This window comes from Streptomyces niveiscabiei, from assembly GCF_033794345.1.
Taxonomy (GTDB): domain Bacteria; phylum Actinomycetota; class Actinomycetes; order Streptomycetales; family Streptomycetaceae; genus Streptomyces; species Streptomyces niveiscabiei.
In genome coordinates this window covers 57,315-73,978 of sequence record NZ_JARAYJ010000002.1, presented here as the reverse complement: position 1 = coordinate 73,978, position 16,664 = coordinate 57,315, and the positions used below count along the sequence as shown (strand labels likewise).

At 71.9% G+C, this 16,664-nt stretch carries 16 protein-coding genes; 5 read left to right on the top strand and 11 right to left on the bottom strand.

The genetic code is table 11. From position 1 onward, the window contains the following. Window positions 1–34: 34 nt before the first annotated feature. Both PV682_RS02550 and PV682_RS02545 read right to left on the bottom strand, forming a co-directional pair. Window positions 35–2,095: an RICIN domain-containing protein gene (locus PV682_RS02550; protein ID WP_319723480.1), complete on the bottom strand. Its 2,061-nt coding sequence runs from the start codon at window positions 2,093–2,095 to the stop codon at window positions 35–37. 662 nt (window positions 2,096–2,757) lie between these two features. Then, on the bottom strand, window positions 2,758–3,210 hold the full coding sequence (locus tag PV682_RS02545; RefSeq protein WP_319723478.1) for a DUF4442 domain-containing protein: 453 nt from the start codon (window positions 3,208–3,210) through the stop codon (window positions 2,758–2,760). A 138-nt stretch (window positions 3,211–3,348) separates the two neighbouring features. On the opposite strand from PV682_RS02545, the gene PV682_RS02540 reads away from it, so the two are divergent. Both PV682_RS02540 and PV682_RS02535 read left to right on the top strand, forming a co-directional pair. After that, on the top strand, window positions 3,349–4,473 hold the full coding sequence (locus PV682_RS02540; RefSeq protein ID WP_319723476.1) for a hypothetical protein: 1,125 nt from the start codon (window positions 3,349–3,351) through the stop codon (window positions 4,471–4,473). Window positions 4,474–4,552: 79 nt separating this feature from the next. Further along, window positions 4,553–5,851, top strand: a complete 1,299-nt coding sequence (locus tag PV682_RS02535) for an MFS transporter (RefSeq protein WP_319723474.1) — start codon at window positions 4,553–4,555, stop codon at window positions 5,849–5,851. Here PV682_RS02535 and PV682_RS02530 read toward each other — a convergent pair. Both PV682_RS02530 and tuf read right to left on the bottom strand, forming a co-directional pair. Continuing rightward, entirely contained in the window at window positions 5,813–6,592 is a 780-nt protein-coding gene (locus tag PV682_RS02530; protein ID WP_319723472.1) for a spermidine synthase, read from the bottom strand. The genes PV682_RS02535 and PV682_RS02530 overlap by 39 nt on opposite strands. A 168-nt stretch (window positions 6,593–6,760) precedes the next feature. After that, complete coding sequence (gene tuf / locus PV682_RS02525) at window positions 6,761–7,933, bottom strand: elongation factor Tu (RefSeq protein ID WP_055723201.1); 1,173 nt, start codon at window positions 7,931–7,933, stop codon at window positions 6,761–6,763. A gap of 325 nt (window positions 7,934–8,258) precedes the next feature. On the opposite strand from tuf, the gene PV682_RS02520 reads away from it, so the two are divergent. Then, window positions 8,259–8,999, top strand: a complete 741-nt coding sequence (locus PV682_RS02520) for a TVP38/TMEM64 family protein (RefSeq protein ID WP_319723471.1) — start codon at window positions 8,259–8,261, stop codon at window positions 8,997–8,999. A gap of 16 nt (window positions 9,000–9,015) precedes the next feature. Here the strand turns inward: PV682_RS02520 and PV682_RS02515 are convergent, their stop codons facing one another. Then, on the bottom strand, window positions 9,016–10,185 hold the full coding sequence (locus tag PV682_RS02515) for a thiolase family protein (RefSeq protein ID WP_319723470.1): 1,170 nt from the start codon (window positions 10,183–10,185) through the stop codon (window positions 9,016–9,018). Between the two features lie 109 nt (window positions 10,186–10,294). On the opposite strand from PV682_RS02515, the gene PV682_RS02510 reads away from it, so the two are divergent. Continuing rightward, on the top strand, window positions 10,295–10,762 hold the full coding sequence (locus PV682_RS02510; protein WP_319723468.1) for a winged helix-turn-helix transcriptional regulator: 468 nt from the start codon (window positions 10,295–10,297) through the stop codon (window positions 10,760–10,762). A 102-nt stretch (window positions 10,763–10,864) separates the two neighbouring features. Here PV682_RS02510 and PV682_RS02505 read toward each other — a convergent pair whose 3' ends face one another. The 4 genes from PV682_RS02505 to PV682_RS02490 form a co-directional block, all read right to left on the bottom strand. Then, on the bottom strand, window positions 10,865–11,152 hold the full coding sequence (locus PV682_RS02505) for a hypothetical protein (protein ID WP_319723466.1): 288 nt from the start codon (window positions 11,150–11,152) through the stop codon (window positions 10,865–10,867). Between the two features lie 202 nt (window positions 11,153–11,354). Continuing rightward, window positions 11,355–12,065, bottom strand: a complete 711-nt coding sequence (locus tag PV682_RS02500; RefSeq protein ID WP_319723464.1) for a cupin domain-containing protein — start codon at window positions 12,063–12,065, stop codon at window positions 11,355–11,357. After that, a complete protein-coding gene (locus PV682_RS02495; RefSeq protein ID WP_319723462.1) occupies window positions 12,059–12,976 on the bottom strand; it encodes a DUF6807 domain-containing protein in 918 nt (305 codons plus the stop codon). Before PV682_RS02495 ends, PV682_RS02500 begins: the two co-directional genes overlap by 7 nt. Continuing rightward, complete coding sequence (locus PV682_RS02490) at window positions 12,973–14,109, bottom strand: Gfo/Idh/MocA family protein (protein ID WP_319723460.1); 1,137 nt, start codon at window positions 14,107–14,109, stop codon at window positions 12,973–12,975. Before PV682_RS02490 ends, PV682_RS02495 begins: the two co-directional genes overlap by 4 nt. 328 nt (window positions 14,110–14,437) lie before the next feature. On the opposite strand from PV682_RS02490, the gene PV682_RS02485 reads away from it, so the two are divergent. Continuing rightward, on the top strand, window positions 14,438–15,313 hold the full coding sequence (locus tag PV682_RS02485; protein ID WP_319723458.1) for an undecaprenyl-diphosphate phosphatase: 876 nt from the start codon (window positions 14,438–14,440) through the stop codon (window positions 15,311–15,313). A gap of 138 nt (window positions 15,314–15,451) precedes the next feature. On the opposite strand, the gene PV682_RS02480 is transcribed toward PV682_RS02485, so the two are convergent. Both PV682_RS02480 and PV682_RS02475 read right to left on the bottom strand, forming a co-directional pair. Then, window positions 15,452–15,937, bottom strand: coding sequence for a hypothetical protein (locus PV682_RS02480; RefSeq protein WP_319723455.1), 486 nt, complete (start codon window positions 15,935–15,937; stop codon window positions 15,452–15,454). A 112-nt stretch (window positions 15,938–16,049) separates the two neighbouring features. After that, window positions 16,050–16,562: a DinB family protein gene (locus PV682_RS02475; protein ID WP_319723453.1), complete on the bottom strand. Its 513-nt coding sequence runs from the start codon at window positions 16,560–16,562 to the stop codon at window positions 16,050–16,052. Window positions 16,563–16,664: the final 102 nt, after the last annotated feature.

Genomic DNA, 16,664 nt, shown 5'->3' with positions numbered 1-16,664 from the left:
CGCTCCTGGACGCCTGCCCGGCCATCACGGAAACCTAGCCCGTGACCCCGGACGCCTGTCCGGCCACCGCGGAAACCTGCCCCGCGACCTGCCGTACCGGCTCCCGCAGGGTCGCGGTCGCCTGCTCCGCCACCCCGCTCACCGAAGCGGGAAGCGAGACCGGGACCGGAGCGTGGGCCGAACCAGAACCCGAACCCGGACCCCAGCCAGAGCCCTGGCCCTCGCCCTGCCCCTGACCCGTTCCCGAGCCCGGCGTCGAGTCCACCGTCCCGGGCGCCCCCACCTGCACCATCCGCGTGTGGTAGCGCGGAGCGTCGGCCCCGTCACCCCCCTCGGGCCCGCCCTGCGCCCCCGTCCCACCGCTCGCGCCGGTCCCGCCGGTCCCGCCGGTCCCGCCGGTCCCGGACCCGCCCGCGTCTCCAGTAGGAGCCCCGGGAGCCGCAGAATCCCCCTCCGAACCCTGCGACCCCCCGGACGCCTTCTTCTCCGGCCCTTCCTGGGGCCGCCCCGTGTCCGGAGCCGCTCCGCCGGACGGAGCCGGAGTCACCGGACCCCCTTCACTCCCGGAGGACGAGCCGAAGACCCACCGCTGCCCGGCGGACCCGTCCCGTCGGGTCACCACGACCCCCATCCCCTCGCGGCTCTCCCCGGGCGCCACCACGAGCCCCCCGCTCCGCCGCAGCAGCAACTCCCCCCGCACGGTCAGATCGAAGAACACCTCCCCGGAGTGCACGACGCACCCGGCGAGGACGGCGGCCCCTTGATGCCCGTCGGCGTCGGCGGCGAGGCACAGGGTCGGCGTGGCGGCGCTCCGCAGCAACCCGTCCGCCTGGTACGACCACTGCTGCGAGGCGGCGGCGGAACAGGCGGCGAGCACGGCCCGCGCCCCGTCCTCGACCCGCCCGCCCGCGCTGTCCATGCAGAGCCCGGCGGACGGCGCGAACAGCCTCCCCTGGGCGATCTCGGCGGGCTCCCGCTCGACGGACGCGGGCGACGCGGCACCGGAGGCGGACGGCGCGGGGCTCCCGGAATCCGCGGCGAACCCGGGCCCTCCGACAGGCGCACCCCACGTGACCTGCGGCCCCGGCCCGCTCCCCCCGCCGCTCCACCCCGACCCGACCAGCACGCTCCCGACGAGCACGAGCGAGGTCACCCCCGCCCCGATGAGCACGGCCCTGGCCCGCCGCCCGGCGAGATCGACGATCCTGGCGCTCCGGTGTCTCCCACTGTGGACCGGCGTCACGGCGGCCCCGTGGCCCCCGCCCCGCCCGGCCCGCGACTCGAGATACCGCCGCCCGCCCCACCCGAGCACGGTCTCGGCCAGCAGAACGTCCAACGCGTCGTCGAAGAAGCTGAGTTGCTCGGCGGCGTGCCGGCAGTACCGGCACTCGGCGAGATGGTCGCGGACGTCGGGCAGCAGGGACCCGCCCCGCCGCAGCGGCACATCGAGGAGCCGGTTGTAGAACCGGCATTGATCGGACGGCGCGAGTTCGCGGTGCGCCCGCACGCAGGCGGTCCGGAATTGGGTCCGCGCCTCCCGCAGCCCGGCGCCCGCCGTCAACTCGTCGACACCCAGCAGACCAGCGGGTATGGATATGGACTCGGCTTCCACTTCCGTGTGCCACAAGAGGCATTGAGAAGCGGCGGGCAGCGAACGGAAAGCCGCTTCCGCGAGTTGCCGCCTTTCCGGCGTCCCGGCCCGCGAGGCCCTGAGGCCGCGCGCACCGACGGTCTTACGGAGTTCCGGCAGCGCGGCGGGTACAGCGTCGGCTCCGGCCCATTCCCGCACGACGTCCCGTACGGCGACGAGGAATTGGGGACGCAGCGCGCCGCCGGTACGGCCCGCGGCGAGCCGGCCGAGTACGCGGTGGAAGGCCGCCGCGGCCACCAGCTGCGGGGACTGGCCTCGGGCGGCGAGACAGATCGCCGCGTACTCGTGGGTGGCGCGCCAGTGCCGGGCGAGCAGCAGGGCGACGGCGCGGGAACTCCCGTCGCCGGCCGCGCCGATGTGGGCCACGAGGTCGCGGTCCGAGTCGCCGGGGTGCCGGCCGGGACGGGGCGGATAGGGCGGACGGGGTGGGTTGGGCGACTGCACGGAACCATTTCCTTCCAAGCCGGCGTCCACTCAGGGAATAAGGGCGCGCCGGAAAAGCAGGTGCGTGATTGGTGCGTACCTGTGGCCGGATCGGCTCTCTTGGCTTGAACCGACCCTCCTTAAGGGACGCTTACCTTCGCACATACGCCTCAGAGGAAACAAGAAGTTCGGGTGACCCAAGTTCAAACAGAGGGAATTTCAGATAAGTTACCGCCGGTATCCGCACCGGCATTCGAAAACTTCCGCCGAGTGCCCGGAAGACGGACCTCAACTTGTGCGCGCACCCCGGTGGATGGCACACGAAATCTTCAACTTCCGTACGGCGGCCCGTCGTTCGCCGCACGTTCCGGATCCACAGCTTTCTCCGATCCGGCTCCCGGCGCACTCCCGGACCGGCGCTCCAACATGGCCGCATGACCACCCCCCGCCGCCCCGCGCCCACCGTCCGCGAGGCCGTCGTCCCGGTCGTCGGCTGCGCGGCCGTGGAGCCGGTCGGCTAGGACGGCGTCGTACGCGTCACCGGGCTCATGGAGAAGCCTGCGCGCGAGGACGCGCCTAGCAGGAGTTTGTCGCCGGGTTCGAGGAGAGGGCCGGGGGAAGGCGGCCGGCCGCCTGAAGACGCCGAAGGGGCCGGCTTGGGGCCCCTCCCGCGTCGTACGGGGTCAGCTGTTGGGGCGAAGGGTCCAGACGACCGTCATCTCGCCGGTCACCGCGCCGTCCTCGCGCTGGATCTCGATGGTGACGGGGAACTCGGGGCGCTCGCCCTTGTCGAGTTCGGCGACGACGTCGGCGGCCGGGCGGCCGAGGGTGGCGGTGGCGGTGACGCGGCCCATCGCGAGCTTCTTGTAGGCGATCTGGGCGCTGACGGCGAGGGGGACCGCGCGGGAGAGCTGGTCGCCGAAGGCCGCGAGGACGATGGCGCCGCTCGCGGACTCACCGAGGGCGAACATGACGCCGGCGTGCGGGCCACCGACGTGGTTGTGGAAGGCGTCCTGGTCCGGGAGGGCGAGGACGGCCCGCTCCCGGCTGGTCTCCAGGAACTCAAGGCCGAGGGTCCGGACCAAGGGGACGGTGGCGGCGAGCTGCTCGCCGAGGGTTTTCTGGTCAGCGCTCATGCCAGGATGTTACCCACGAGTAGCCAACGGCGGCCAGGGGGGTACGGACACGTACGAACCGTCCGAGTCGTGATCGAACCGTGAGCGTCCGGGGGTGGTGGCCGAAAGGCGACCACGGCGCCACTAGGGTTTCTCCGCATGTGGCAAGGACAGCAGCCGCCCGGGGGAGAGCAGAACCCGCAGGCGCAGAACAATCCGTATCAGCAGCCGGGCTATCAGCAGGGCAATCCGTACCAGCAGGGCGGCTACCAGCAGCCCGGCACCCCGCAGCCGGGGGCCCAGCAGCCGGGCGCCCCGCAGCCCGGTCCGGCTCAGCCCGGGTACCCGCAGCCGGGCTACCCGCAGCCTGGGGCTCAGCAGCCCAACCCCTATGCGCAGCAGCCCGGTTGGGGCGCGCCGACCGTCGTGGGCGGTCCGCAGGCGCAGCCGGGGGGCGGGGGCGGCGGTGGCCGCAACCGGACGAAGCTCGTCGCGATCGTCTCCGCGTCGGCGGTCGTGCTGACCGCCGCGGTGACCGGGTTCGTGGTGCTCGGCGACGACGGCGGCACGAAGACCGAGGCGAAGGGGGGCGGCGCGAGCGCCTCCGCGTCGCCGACGCCGTCCGTGTCCACCGACGCCGGGTCCAACCCGCGCAGCGGTGACAGCGAGGAGAAGCCGACGGTCGCGGGGTGGAAGGTCGTCGTCAACCCCAAGTGGGGCACCGCGTTCGACGTGCCGCCCGAGTGGGAGGTGCAGCCGCCCGGAACCGCGCTCGGCTACGAGTGGGAGGACAAGACCAAGCCCACCGGCTACGACTCGGTCATCATGACCGGCACCGCCGCGCTGAAGCCGAAGTGGTGCACGTCCGACCCCGACAAGGACGGCAAGACCAGCGACTCGCGGCTCGGCGTGACCGGCACGAAGGGCGCGTCCGGGGCGAAGAACACCGACGAGATCGCCGTGAACACGCCCGCGTGGTGGGTGTTCGGCGGGTACACGAACCCCGACAAGAAGAGCATCACCTTCGACAAGAAGGGCACGCCGTACACCACCGCCGCCGGGATCGCGGGCAGTTACGGCTGGGCGCGGTCCGCGAACAACCCCACGAAGGGCAAGTGCGCGGCGGACGGCAAGGCCATCACGTTCGGGTTCAAGAACTCGAAGGGCGACTTCGTGTCGTGGACGCTGTCCACGGCGAAGGGCGTCAAGGACGAGGTGCCGGACGCGACGATCATGAAGATCCTGAGCACGGTGCGGCTGCACGGGGACCCGGTGGAGGGCTGAGGTTCTTTCCGGTGGGGGTGGCACCCGTGCGCCGATAATCCGTTTGTCGGCCCGCACGCCCGGCCGCGATAGTCACCCGGTGACCCGAGCCGCCACCCCCCGCCTCCGACGCGCCCGCCCCACCTGGGCCGGACGCAACTACACCCTCCTCACCGCCGCCGCGTTCGTCACGAACCTCGGCGCTCAAGGCGCCCTGATCGCCGCCGCGTTCGCCGTACTGGAAACCGGCGGCGACGGCGGCGACGTGGGCCTCGTCGCGGCGGCCCGCACCCTCCCGCTGGTCCTGTTCCTGCTGATCGGCGGCGCGGTCGCGGACCGCCTCCCCCGCCACCGCGTGATGGTCGCCGCGAACGCGCTCAACTTCCTCTCGCAGGGCGCGTTCGCCGTGCTCGTCCTGGCCGGCGAGCCGAAGCTGTGGCAGATGATGCTGCTCAGCGCGCTGGGCGGCACCGGCCAGGCGTTCTTCGGCCCGGCGTCCGAGGGCATGCTGCTGTCCTCGGTCTCCGGCTCCCAGGCGGGCCGCGCGTTCGCCGTCTACCGGACGGCGATGCAGGGTGCGGCACTCGGTGGCGCGGCGCTCGGCGGGGCCATGGTCGCCGCGATCGGCCCCGGCTGGGTCCTCGCGGTGGACGCGGCGGCCTTCGCGGTCGCGGGCTCGCTGCGGGCGTTCCTCGACGTGCGTCACATCCCCGAACGCACCGGGTCCCAGGGCCTGTTCGCCGATCTCCGGGAGGGCTGGCAGGAGTTCAGCAGCCGCCCCTGGCTGTGGGGCATCGTCCTCCAGTTCTCGATCGCCAACGCCCTGGCGGGCGCGGCGGACGCGGTGTACGGCCCTCTCGTCGCCCGCGACCACCTGGGCGGCGCCGCCCCTTGGGGCATCGCCCTCGGCTTCCTCGGCGCGGGCACGGTCGCCGGGGCCCTCCTGATGACCCGCTGGCACCCCCGGCGCCTCCTCCTCGTCGGCACCCTCTGCGTCTTCCCCTACGCCTTCCCGGCCGCCGCCCTCGCGGTCCCGGCGCCGATCGCCGTCCTGTGCGCGGTGATGTTCCTCACCGGCCTGACGGTCGAGGTCTTCGGAGTGAGCTGGATGACCGCCCTCCACCAGGAGATCCCGGAGGAGAAGCTGTCCCGCGTCTCCGCCTACGACTGGTTCGGCTCCGTCGCCCTCGTCCCCGTCGCACTGGCCGTCGCGGGCCCGGCGGAGACGTCGTTCGGCCGCCCGTCCGCGCTGTGGGGGTGCGCGGTGGCGGTCGTCGCGGTGACGGCGGCGGTCCTGTTCATCCCGGACGTCCGCAACCTGAAACTCCGTACACCGGAGCCCGATCCCTCACCCGACCCTTCACCCGACCCCGAAGGCGCCGTCGGGCGGCTCGGGTGAGGCGACGGCCTCAGCATCCGGCACGGGCCGCGCATCGCCGATCAACTTCCGTACACCGGGCCCGTGTTCAACCCTCGCCGGAAACGCGTCGGCAGCGGTACGCCGGGCCAGCGCGGCCAGATCGAGCGGCCGGTGCGCGGCGACAAGAACGACGTTCCCGAACCTCCGCCCCCGCAGCACCGCCGGCTCCGCGACGACCGCCAGCTCCTCGAACTCCTCGGCGAACCCGGCGAGTTGAGAACGCAGGAAGCCGAAGGGGGCGGAGTCGGCGAGGTTGGCGAGATAGACGCCGTCGGGGCGCAGGACACGGGCGACCTCATCGACGTACCCCGTGGACGTCACCTGCGCGGGCACCCGGGAGCCGCCGAAGACATCCGCGACGATGACATCGGCGGAGGCATCGGGCGCGGCGGCGAGCCACTCCCGGGCATCGGCGGCGTGGAGAGTGAAGTCCCCGTCGGGAAGCGGCAGTTGCTCGACGACGAGGTCCAGCAGCCCGCGATCGAACTCGACGACATGCTGCCGACAGCCGGGCCGGGTGACGGCGAGATAACGGGGAAGCGTAAGCGCCCCGCCCCCGAGATGGACGACGTCCACCGGCTCCACGAGAACATCGAGAGCGTGCCCGAGTCGCCGCACATACTCGAACTCAAGGTGCTCGGGCTCATCGAGATCGACGTAAGACTGAGGAGCCCCGTCGACGGTGAGCAACCAGGCCCGCTCCCGATCCACGTCAGGCATGAGCTTGGCAAACCCATGATCGACGGAACGGAAGACGGGGACGGGCTCGGGGTTCACCCTTCCATTGTGCCTGGCTGTGCGTCCTTTTAGGGGCGCGGGGCTGTGTCCATATGCGGCTCCGCCGCGCGGGCGCGACCAGCCACATACGGCCCACAGCCCCCCACTCACCTAACCCAAAACGGCGGTGACAGTCCCAGCCCCCACGGTCCTGCCACCCTCACGAATGGCGAACCCCAGACCGGCCTCCAAAGGCACATCCCGCCCCAACTCGACGGTCATGTCCACCCGCTCCCCCGGCCGCACGACAGCAACCTCACCGAGGTCGACGTCCCCCACCACATCCGCCGTACGGATGTAGAACTGCGGCCGGTACCCGGAAGAAACAGGCGTGGTCCGCCCACCCTCCCGAGCCGAGAGCACATAGACCTGCGCCGTGAACTTCCGCCGAGGCACCACACTCCCCGGCGCCGCGACGACATGCCCCCGCCGGACGGAGTCCCGGGCGACCCCTCGCAGCAGCAGGGCGACATTGTCCCCGGCCTGCGCCTCATCCATCGGCTTCCCGAAGGTCTCCACGCCGATGACCACCGTGTCGACCTCCGCCCCGAGCACTTCGACCCGGTCACCGACCCGGACGGTCCCCCGCTCGACGGCCCCGGTGACAACAGTTCCGCGCCCGGTGATCGTGAGCACGTTCTCGACGGACAGCAGGAACGGCGCGTCGAGATACCGCTCCGGCATCGGCACGTACGTGTCGACCGCGTCGAGCAGCGCCTCGACGGAGGCGACCCAACGGGGGTCCCCCTCAAGGGCCTTGAGCCCGGAGACACGGACGACGGGCGCGCTGTCACCCCCGTACCCGTGGGTCGTGAGAAGGTCCCGGACCTCCAACTCGACCAGTTCGACGAGCTCTTCGTCGGCGCCGTCGGCCTTGTTGAGCGCGACGACGATGTGGTCGACCCCGACCTGCCGGGCGAGCAGCACGTGTTCGGCGGTCTGCGGCATGATCCCGTCGCGCGCGGAGACGACGAGGATCGCCCCGTCGAGCTGTGCCGCGCCGGTGATCATGTTCTTGACGAAGTCGGCGTGACCGGGCATGTCGACGTGCGCGTAGTGGCGCGTGTCGGTCTCGTACTCGACGTGCGAGATGTTGATGGTGATACCGCGGGCGGCCTCCTCGGGGGCGCGGTCGATGCGGTCGAACGGCACGAACGTGCCGGTGCCGCGGTCGGCGAGGACCTTGGTGATGGCGGCGGTCAGGGTGGTCTTGCCGTGGTCGACGTGGCCCATCGTGCCGATGTTGAGATGCGGTTTGGTGCGTACGTACGCGGTCTTGGGCATGGCTGTACCTCGAAGCGTGTCCGTGAGAAGAAGAAAAAAGGGGACCCCGACCGACCGTCCGACCCTCCCCCTGCGGGGTCCGCCGGACTTTCCGGGGAGGGTCAGCTTCGGGCGCCGTCGACAGCGGCCGTGAGATGCGGGACGGCAGCCTTCGGCGCATCCGCGACGGCGGATGCTGCGAGGTGGAAGGCGTACCGGAACATGGCTCGATCATCGTCGAAGGACCGTCGTACGTCGAACGGTTTTCCGCGCCGTGCCGTTCAGGGCCGTCCTGGTGAGAAGCCCCATACAGCGATCAGACATCTTCGTGGGCTACCGTCACGGAATGCTCGATGCCACCACCCGCTCTGGCGGCACCGCCACGGCCGCTCCCCCGGTCACCCCCGAACTCGTCGTGCCGGTGTCCCTCGGTACGCGGCTGCTGTCCCCGTGGTCCCGCTTCTTCCTGCTGGTCGTGCTGCTCGCGGCGGCCGGGTCGAGCGTGCTGCTCTTCGAGCCGCAGAAGCTCCTCCAGGACGGCTGGCCGCCCCAGCTGACCGGCGCGTCGGCCGCCGCCGTGTTCACGGTCGCGTACGGGCTGTGCACGGTCGCGTTCGTCCCCCGGCCGCTGCTGAACCTCGCGGCGGGCGCGCTGTTCGGCTGGGAGGTGGGGCTCGTCACCACGCTCGCGGGTACGGTGCTCGGCGCGGGCGCGGCGTTCGGGCTCGGGCGGGTGCTGGGGCAGGACGCGCTGCGGCCCCTGCTGCGCGGGCGGCTCCTGAAGGCGGCGGACGGCCAGCTGAGCCGGCACGGTCTGCGGTCGATGCTCGCCGCGCGCCTCTTCCCGGGGATGCCGTTCTGGCTGGCCAACTACGGCGCCGCCGTCTCCCGCATCGGCTGGTTCCCGTTCCTGTTCGCGACCGCGCTGGGCTCGGTGCCCAACACGGCCGCGTACGTCGTCGCCGGGGCGCGGGCCTCGTCGCCCACGTCTCCGGTGTTCCTGATCGCCGTGGCGGCCATCGCGCTGCCGTCGGTGGCGGGCGCGGTGGTGGCGTGGCGGAAGAGGCATCACCTGCGGGGGAAGTAGTCCTCACCCGCAGGTCTCATACGGCCTCCAGGATCATCGCGTTGGCCAGTCCCCCCGCCTCGCACATGGTCTGCAACCCGTACCGCGCCCCGCGCTCGCGCATCGCGTGCACGAGCGTCGTCGTCAGCCGCGTCCCACTCGCGCCCAGCGGGTGCCCGAGCGCTATCGCCCCGCCGTCGACGTTGACCTTCGCGAGGTCCGCGCCGGTCTCCTGCTGCCAGGCGAGCACGACACTGGCGAACGCCTCGTTGACCTCGAACAGGTCGATGTCGCCGAGGCCGAGCCCGGCCCGGCGCAGCACCTTCTCCGTCGCGGGGATGACGCCGGTCAGCATGAGGAGGGGGTCGGAGCCGGTGACGGCGAAGTCGCGCACGCGCGCGAGGGGGCGCAGCCCGAGGCGTACGGCCGTGTCGGCGGAGGCGATCAGGACCGCGCTCGCGCCGTCGTTGACGGGGCTGGCGTTGCCCGCGGTGACGTTCCACTCGATCTGCGGGAAGCGCTCGGCGAAGGCGGGGTCGTAGTAGGCGGGCTTCAGACCGGCGAGGATCTCGGGTGTCGTGCCGGGCCGTACGGACTCGTCGCGCACGGCGTCGTCCAGCGGGGCGACCTCGGCGTCGAAACGGCCCCGTCCCCACGCGTCCGCGGCCTTGTGGTGCGAGGACGTGGCGAACTCGTCCATCCGCGCGCGCGTGATGGACCACTTCGCGGCGATCAGCTCCGCGCTGACGCCCTGCGGGACGAGGCCCTCCGGGTAGCGCCGGGCGATCCCCGGTCCGAAGGGGTCCTTGCCCTCCGGGACGTTCGACCACATCGGTACGCGGCTCATCGACTCGACCCCGCAGGCCACGACCAGGTCGTACGCGCCCGCCATCACTCCCTGCGCGGCGAAGTGCACGGCCTGCTGGGAGGAGCCGCACTGCCGGTCCACGGTCGTCGCCGGCACGGACTCCGGGAGGCCGGCGGCCAGGGCCGCGTACCGGGTCGTGTTCATCGCCTGCTCGCCGACCTGGTCGACCGTGCCGCCGATGACGTCGTCCACCAGCGCGGGGTCTATGCCGGAGCGGTCGACGAGGGTGCGCAGGGTGTGGGCGAGGAGGTCGACGGGGTGGACGTGGGAGAGGGAGCCGCCGGGTCTGCCCTTGCCGACGGGGGTGCGGACGGCTTCGACGATGACGGCGTCGCGCATGAGGTGCCTCCAGAGCGGGTCAGTTTGAAATTCAAACCCACTCTAACGACAAAGATGCCCCCTTGACCAGGTGGGTTGGAAATTCAAACTCTCACCTAGACTGGGCCGTATGCCCGCGCCCAAGGACCCCCGCCCCTGCTCCATCGCCGACACCCTGTCCCTCGTCGGCGAGAAGTACACCCTCCTGATCGTCCGCGAGGTCCTGCTGGGCAACGGCCGCTTCGACCAGCTGGTCCGCAACATCGGCGCCCCCCGCGACGTCCTGTCGGCCCGCCTGCGCCGCCTGGTCGAGGCAGGCGTCCTCACGAAACACGCCTACTCGGACCGCCCCCTCCGCCACGAGTACCGCCCCACCCGCGCGGGCCTCGACCTCAACCCGGTCCTCCTCACCCTGATGGCCTGGGGCGACCACCACCTGCGCCACGACATCGGCCGCCCCCTGGTGGTCGAGCACACCTGCGGCCACGAACTCCTCCCGGCGGTCACCTGCCGGATGTGCGGCGCGGAGGTGTCGGAGGAGGACCTGACCCCCCACGTGGAATCCCCGGGCTGGACGGTGGCGGGCCCTGTGGCGTAACCCCCTGCTCCATGGCTCCGGCAACGCCCTGACCGACCAGCGCCTCGGCCACCCCGAACACCGTCTCGCACTCGGCGCAGCGAGCCCGCCCGAAGAGGCGGGTCAGTGATTCCGCCGGTTCGTTCTGTCCGCCCTCGATGGCCAGGGCCTGCAACCGGGCGCCGATGCCGGAGAGTTCGGCGGGGTGCGCCGCGAGGAGTTCGACGCCGAAGTCCTCGTGGGGACACCCTCGAAGGCGAGGAGCCCTTGGAGGTGGTGGACGAAGTCGCCGGGCGCGTCCGCCGGTATGCCGGCGAGGGCATCCCGGGCCACGGGGAGGAGTTCGGCGATCCGGGCCTCGTACAGCTGCCGCTCGTCGTCCCCGGCCGCGCCGACGACGAGTCCGGCCATGAGGAGCGCCTTGTCGCGGGCGCCGGGCGAGCGGCCCGTGGCGATGTCCGTGAGCAGGGGGAGGGCGGCGAAACTCGCGCTGTGGACGGTCCCTTGGTGACAGAGGGACGACCAGAGATCGGCCCAGCCGTCCTTGTCACCGGGACCGCCGTCGAGGCGGGCGAAGAGGCCGGGGTGTCGGCAACGCCGCGCCCCGCGCCCCTCACGCCTCCAGCTTGTACACGTCCAGCCGCCCGCACATGCCGAACTTCCCCTCCTCGGACGGCTGTTCAGCCCGCACGACCGCATCGCGCAAGTGCGAGGCATCCCCCCGGCCCAGCCGGTCGAGCTGCTCCCCCGTGGCCTGGGCCGCCGCCAGCGCGCCCCGCTCCCAGCGTTCCCGCCACTCCCCCAGCCGGGGCCGGACGAGAGCGGCTGCGGAGTCGTGGAAGGCGGCCAGGGCGTCGGGGGACTCGCGCAGGGCGCGGTAGCCCTCCAATGCCAAGTCCCGGCGTTGACGGGCGACTTGTTCCTGCTGCTCGCGGGGCGCGTCCACCGGGATGCGGGTCACGGACGCGTACGTGTCGGGGTCGGTCAGGTACTCGGGGGGAAGGGTCAGCACCGCGTCCCCCGCCTCCGGAAGCCCGCTGTTCTGCATGAGGACGGCGATCTGGAGGTCGTCCTCGTTGATGAGGCGGTGGATCGTGCCGGGGGTGAACCAGGCGATCGTGCCCGGCGTCAGGGGGGTGACCTCGTAGCCGGACGCGGTCAGGGTCTGGACCGCGCCCCGGCCGCCGGTCACGACGTACCCCTCCGAACAGGCCAGGTGCATATGGGGGGTTCCGCCGTGGAGGCCGTCGGCGGCGGGCCAGTCGTACACGCACAGCCGCGAGACCCCGACCCCGCCCGGCAGCCCCGCGAACCCGCTCACCACGGCCGCCCTTCAAGGTACTTGGCGATATCGGCCCGCTCCCAGGCCCCGTCGGCGACGACGACACGGTAGCGGCGGGTGAGGGTCTCCCCCGGCGGCAGCGCGAGTTCCTCGAAGAAGGCCCAGGAGGGAGCGATGGCGGCGAAGGGCTCGTTGCGGACGAACCAGTGCGCGGGATGCCCGCCGGCGTTCTCGGGAGCGTGGGCGAAGACGACCGTGGCGTACCCGTCGGCCCCGTCGTGCTCACCGGAGAGCGCGAGCCATTCCCCTTGCGTGCCCATGAGTTCGGGCCCCTCGCCGTCGGGCCCGATGATGCGGCCGTCCCGGAAGGCCCGGGGCCCGCGCCAGAACAGCCCGGTGTACCCGGCCATTTCACGCCCGGCGGTGGTGGGACTCCCGAACAGCAGGGGTTCCGTACGCCGGTTGGTGATGGCGCTGGTCCACGTGAGCGCCCAGGACCGGGAGTCGAGGTCGACGTCGTGGATCTCCACGCGCCGCGTCTCCTCGGCCCACAACTCACCGTCGTAGGGGTGCCAGGTGAGCCGCTCGGCGATGACGACGCGCCCGGCGTCGTCGGCGGACACCTCGTCGAAGGCGACGTGCCGCATGGAGCCGACGCGTTCGGGGATCGCGAGGTAACCCTCGCCGTGGACATAGGAGTTGCCGCCCCAGAGGTTCGCGCCGGAGAGGTGCGAGGCGGTCAGCGAGAGGCCCTTGTGCCAGCGGTGGTCGTTGGGCCGGTAGTCGGTGACGACGTCGCCGGCGAGGGTGCGCAGGGGGTGGATGTACGGCTTGGGCGCCTCCCAGTCGGCCTCGGCGCGGTAGACGTACGAGAGGAGTTCGACGCCGGTGACGGGCTCGGTGACGGTGATGCGGTCACCGTGCGCGTGGACGATCCTCAGCCGCTCGCTCACGCGGACCCCTCCTCGGGCGCCCAGCCGGCCGCGTTGCCGTGCAGGGCGGTGTAGTACGGGTCACCGGCACCGATCTCGCCGCGCCGGACGGTGACGTCGGTGAACGCCGACTTGTAGAGGGCGCTGATGAGTTCGAGGCTGGCGCGCCCCTCCTCGCCGCTGAGCCGGGGCCGCGCGCCCGCGCGCATGCTGGCGACGAGTTCCCGGAGCTGTTCGAGGTGCGAACTCGGCACGTCCGTACCGAAGTCGAGCCACTCGGCGAGTTCCTCCTCGGAGACGCCGGGCGCGGGAGTGATGCGCCAGTTCGCGTTGGAGTGGCCGTAGAGGTGGACGAGTTCGACGGTCGCGCGCTCGCAGTCGACGCGGATGCGGCTGACCTCGTCGGGGCTGAGGACGCTGTTGACGACGGTCGCCATCGCACCGTTCTCGAACCGCACGAGCGCGGTGGAGACGTCCTCGGTCTCGACGTCGTGCACGAGCCGTCCGGCCATCGCGCGGACCTCGCTCCAGGGGCCGAGCAGGTCGAGCATGAGGTCCATCTGGTGGATGCCGTGGCCCATCGCGGGCCCGCCGCCCTCGGTGGCCCAGCGCCCGCGCCAGGGGACGGCGTAGTACGCGGTGTCGCGGTACCAGGTGGTCTGGCAGTGGACGACGAGCGGCCGGCCGAGCGCCTTCTCGGCGAGCAGCTTACGAATGTGGCGGGTGCCGGAACCGAAACGGTGCTGGAAAACGATGGAGGAGTAGGGACCCGTCTCCGCGCCTTCCTCGGCGGCGACGGCGTCGTACTCGGCAAGGGTGAGGACGGGCGGCTTCTCGCACAGCACCCAGGCGCCACCGCGCAGCGCGGCCTGGCTCTGGGCGCGGTGCAGGGTGGGAGGGGTGCAGATGGTGACGAGGTCGGGGCGCTGCTCGGCGAGCATCAGCTCCAGGTCGGTGTACGGATGCGGGATGCCGCCCTCCGCGCAGAACTTCTCGACGGCCGCGGCGTCGATGTCGACGGCCGCGACGACCTCGACCTCGCCCTCGGCGGCGAGTTCCTGGAGCGCGGGGAGGTGGGAGCCGCGGGCGATGGCGCCGGTGCCGATGACGGCCGCGCGGATCCTTCGGCCGGTGAGGGGAGCGGTCGGGGGCATGGGGGTGATCAGCACTCCTCGGTCTGGCGGCCGTACGCGCGAGCGGGGGAAGACACCCGAAGCAAGCGCTTTCTCTCGCCTGCAACGTATGTGCCGGTGGCGGGGTGGGTCAACAGGTCAAAGGGGGCGAGAAGGGGCGGACGGGCGCGGTGGTACGACCATCGCACGAGCTGCCCGCACGGCCCCTGTGCCGGGCCTGTCCGCCCGGGACGCTACGCTGCCCCCTGCACCCGTTGATCTCCGCGCGCGGCGCGCTGCCGCCGTGTCGGCGGCCGTCGTCGCCGCGTTCCTCGTCTGTTCCCGATCGGCACTTGGACTCCGTAACCTCATGTCTTGGTTTGAATCCCTCATCCTCGGACTCGTCCAGGGGCTGACCGAGTTCCTCCCCGTCTCCTCCAGCGCGCACCTGCGGCTCACCGCGGCCTTCTCCGGCTGGAAGGACCCGGGCGCCGCGTTCACGGCGATCACCCAGATCGGTACGGAAGCGGCGGTGCTGATCTACTTCCGCAAGGACATCGGGCGGATCATCGGGGCCTGGTGCAAGTCCCTCTTCAAGAAGGAGCTGCGCTCCGACCACGACGCGAAGATGGGCTGGCTCGTCATCGTCGGCTCGATCCCGATCGGCGTCCTCGGCCTCACCCTCAAGGACCAGATCGAGGGCCCGTTCCGGGACCTGCGGATCACCGCGACGATGCTCATCGTCATCGGCGTAGTCATGGGCGTCGCCGACCGGCTCGCCGCGCGCGACGAGGCCGACCGCAGGCACCGCGCGCCCAAGCAGCGCAAGGCCCTGGAGAACCTCGGCGTCAAGGACGGCCTGATCTTCGGCCTCTGCCAGGCGTGCGCCCTCATTCCCGGCGTCTCCCGCTCCGGCGCGACCATCACGGGCGGCCTCTTCATGGGCTACAAGCGCGAGGCCGCCGCGCGCTACTCCTTCCTCCTCGCGATCCCGGCCGTCCTCGCGTCCGGCCTCTTCGAGACGAAGGACGCGCTGGAGAGCGACCACGTGTCCTGGGGTCCCACGATCTTCGCCACCGGCATCGCCTTCGTCACCGGATATGTCGTGATCTCGTGGTTCATGAAGTTCATCAGCACGAAGTCGTTCATGCCGTTCGTGTACTACCGGGTGGCGCTGGGGATCGTGATCATCGCGCTGGTGACGGCGGGGGTGCTGAGCCCGCACGCGGCGGAGTCGGCGGGCTGAGCGGGCGCCTGGCGCAAAGACTGGCGAGGAACTTTTCTCCCACGGGGCTGCCACGCCCTTAGGGGCGCGGGGAACTGCGCGACCAGCCACAACAGACCCGCAGTCGCCACACCACCTCACACCCCCCTTCGGCTGGCGCTACCTCCCGTACGCCTCATCACAGATGCGGGCCTCGGGGCTGCCCTCCCGCCACCCCCCGTACTGCCGCCCCAACGCGCACACATCCGCCCGCCGCCGAACCTCCGACTCCACATCGGGAATCTCGATCCGCGGCCCGGCGGGCTCATGGGGTACGGCGGGACGCCGCGGGTGGGCCTTCTCCCGGGCCCCCGTCTCCTCCCGCCCCCGCGCCGCGGGCACCGGCGTCGGCTCAGCGGCCCGGCGCCGCGCCGGAGCCTCCGTACGCGCCGGCGCGACCATGTCCAGCGCCTCCCGCGCCGGCGCCTGGATCACCCGGGCCCTCCCCTTCCCGTCGGGACGGGGCAACGGCGGCACAGCGGGCGCGGGCACGGGCACGGCGGAAGCCCCCGGCGCGGTCGGATGATGCTGGACGGTCACGCATCCGGTGAGAGCGGACGCGGCGACAGTCACCAGCAGGGTCGCGGTAGTCGTCGTACGGTGCACCCGCGCAACTCTGTCGGCTCCGGCGCCCGAAGGGGCCATGGACAAGCGGAGGTTGCCCCGCAAGGGTGATCTCCTGCCCCGTACGGACGGCTCGCGTCGGCCGGAACTGACGTCACTCCCCGGTGGTCCCGTCGATCCGCTCGCGCAGCAGATCCGCGTGCCCGTTGTGCCGCGCGTACTCCTCGATCATGTGCGTGTAGATCCACCGCAGGCTGAACGGCTCCCCGGTGGACCGGCTCTTGCCCCGGGACAGCTCGTCGAGCCCGTACCGCGCGGCGTTCTCGCGCGCGACCACGATCTCCCCCTGCCAGGTCCCGTACGCCTCCGCCCACGTGTCCGCCTCGGTGAGGTGGAACTCCCCGTCCGGATCGGCGTCGGTGAAATAAATCCCCCCGACGTCCTCCCCCATGAGCTTCGCCCGGAACCACCCCCGCTCGACCTCCGCCATGTGCCGCACCAGCCCCATCAACGACAACTCCGACGGCGGCACCGCTGCGGTCCTCAACTGCCCGTCGTCCAACCCCTCGCACTTCCACGCCAGAGTCCGCCGGTGATACTCCAGCCAGCCCTCCAGCATCTCTCGCTCGGACGCGTCCTGCGCGGGCTCGATCCGCTCATTGCTCATACCCGGCATGATCCCCCACCCCACCCCGCCCGACCACGCCTTTTCCCAGGTGAACGTGGCGGACTGGCGCCCCCCGTATGCTGCGGAGCGGACGGCGAGGTG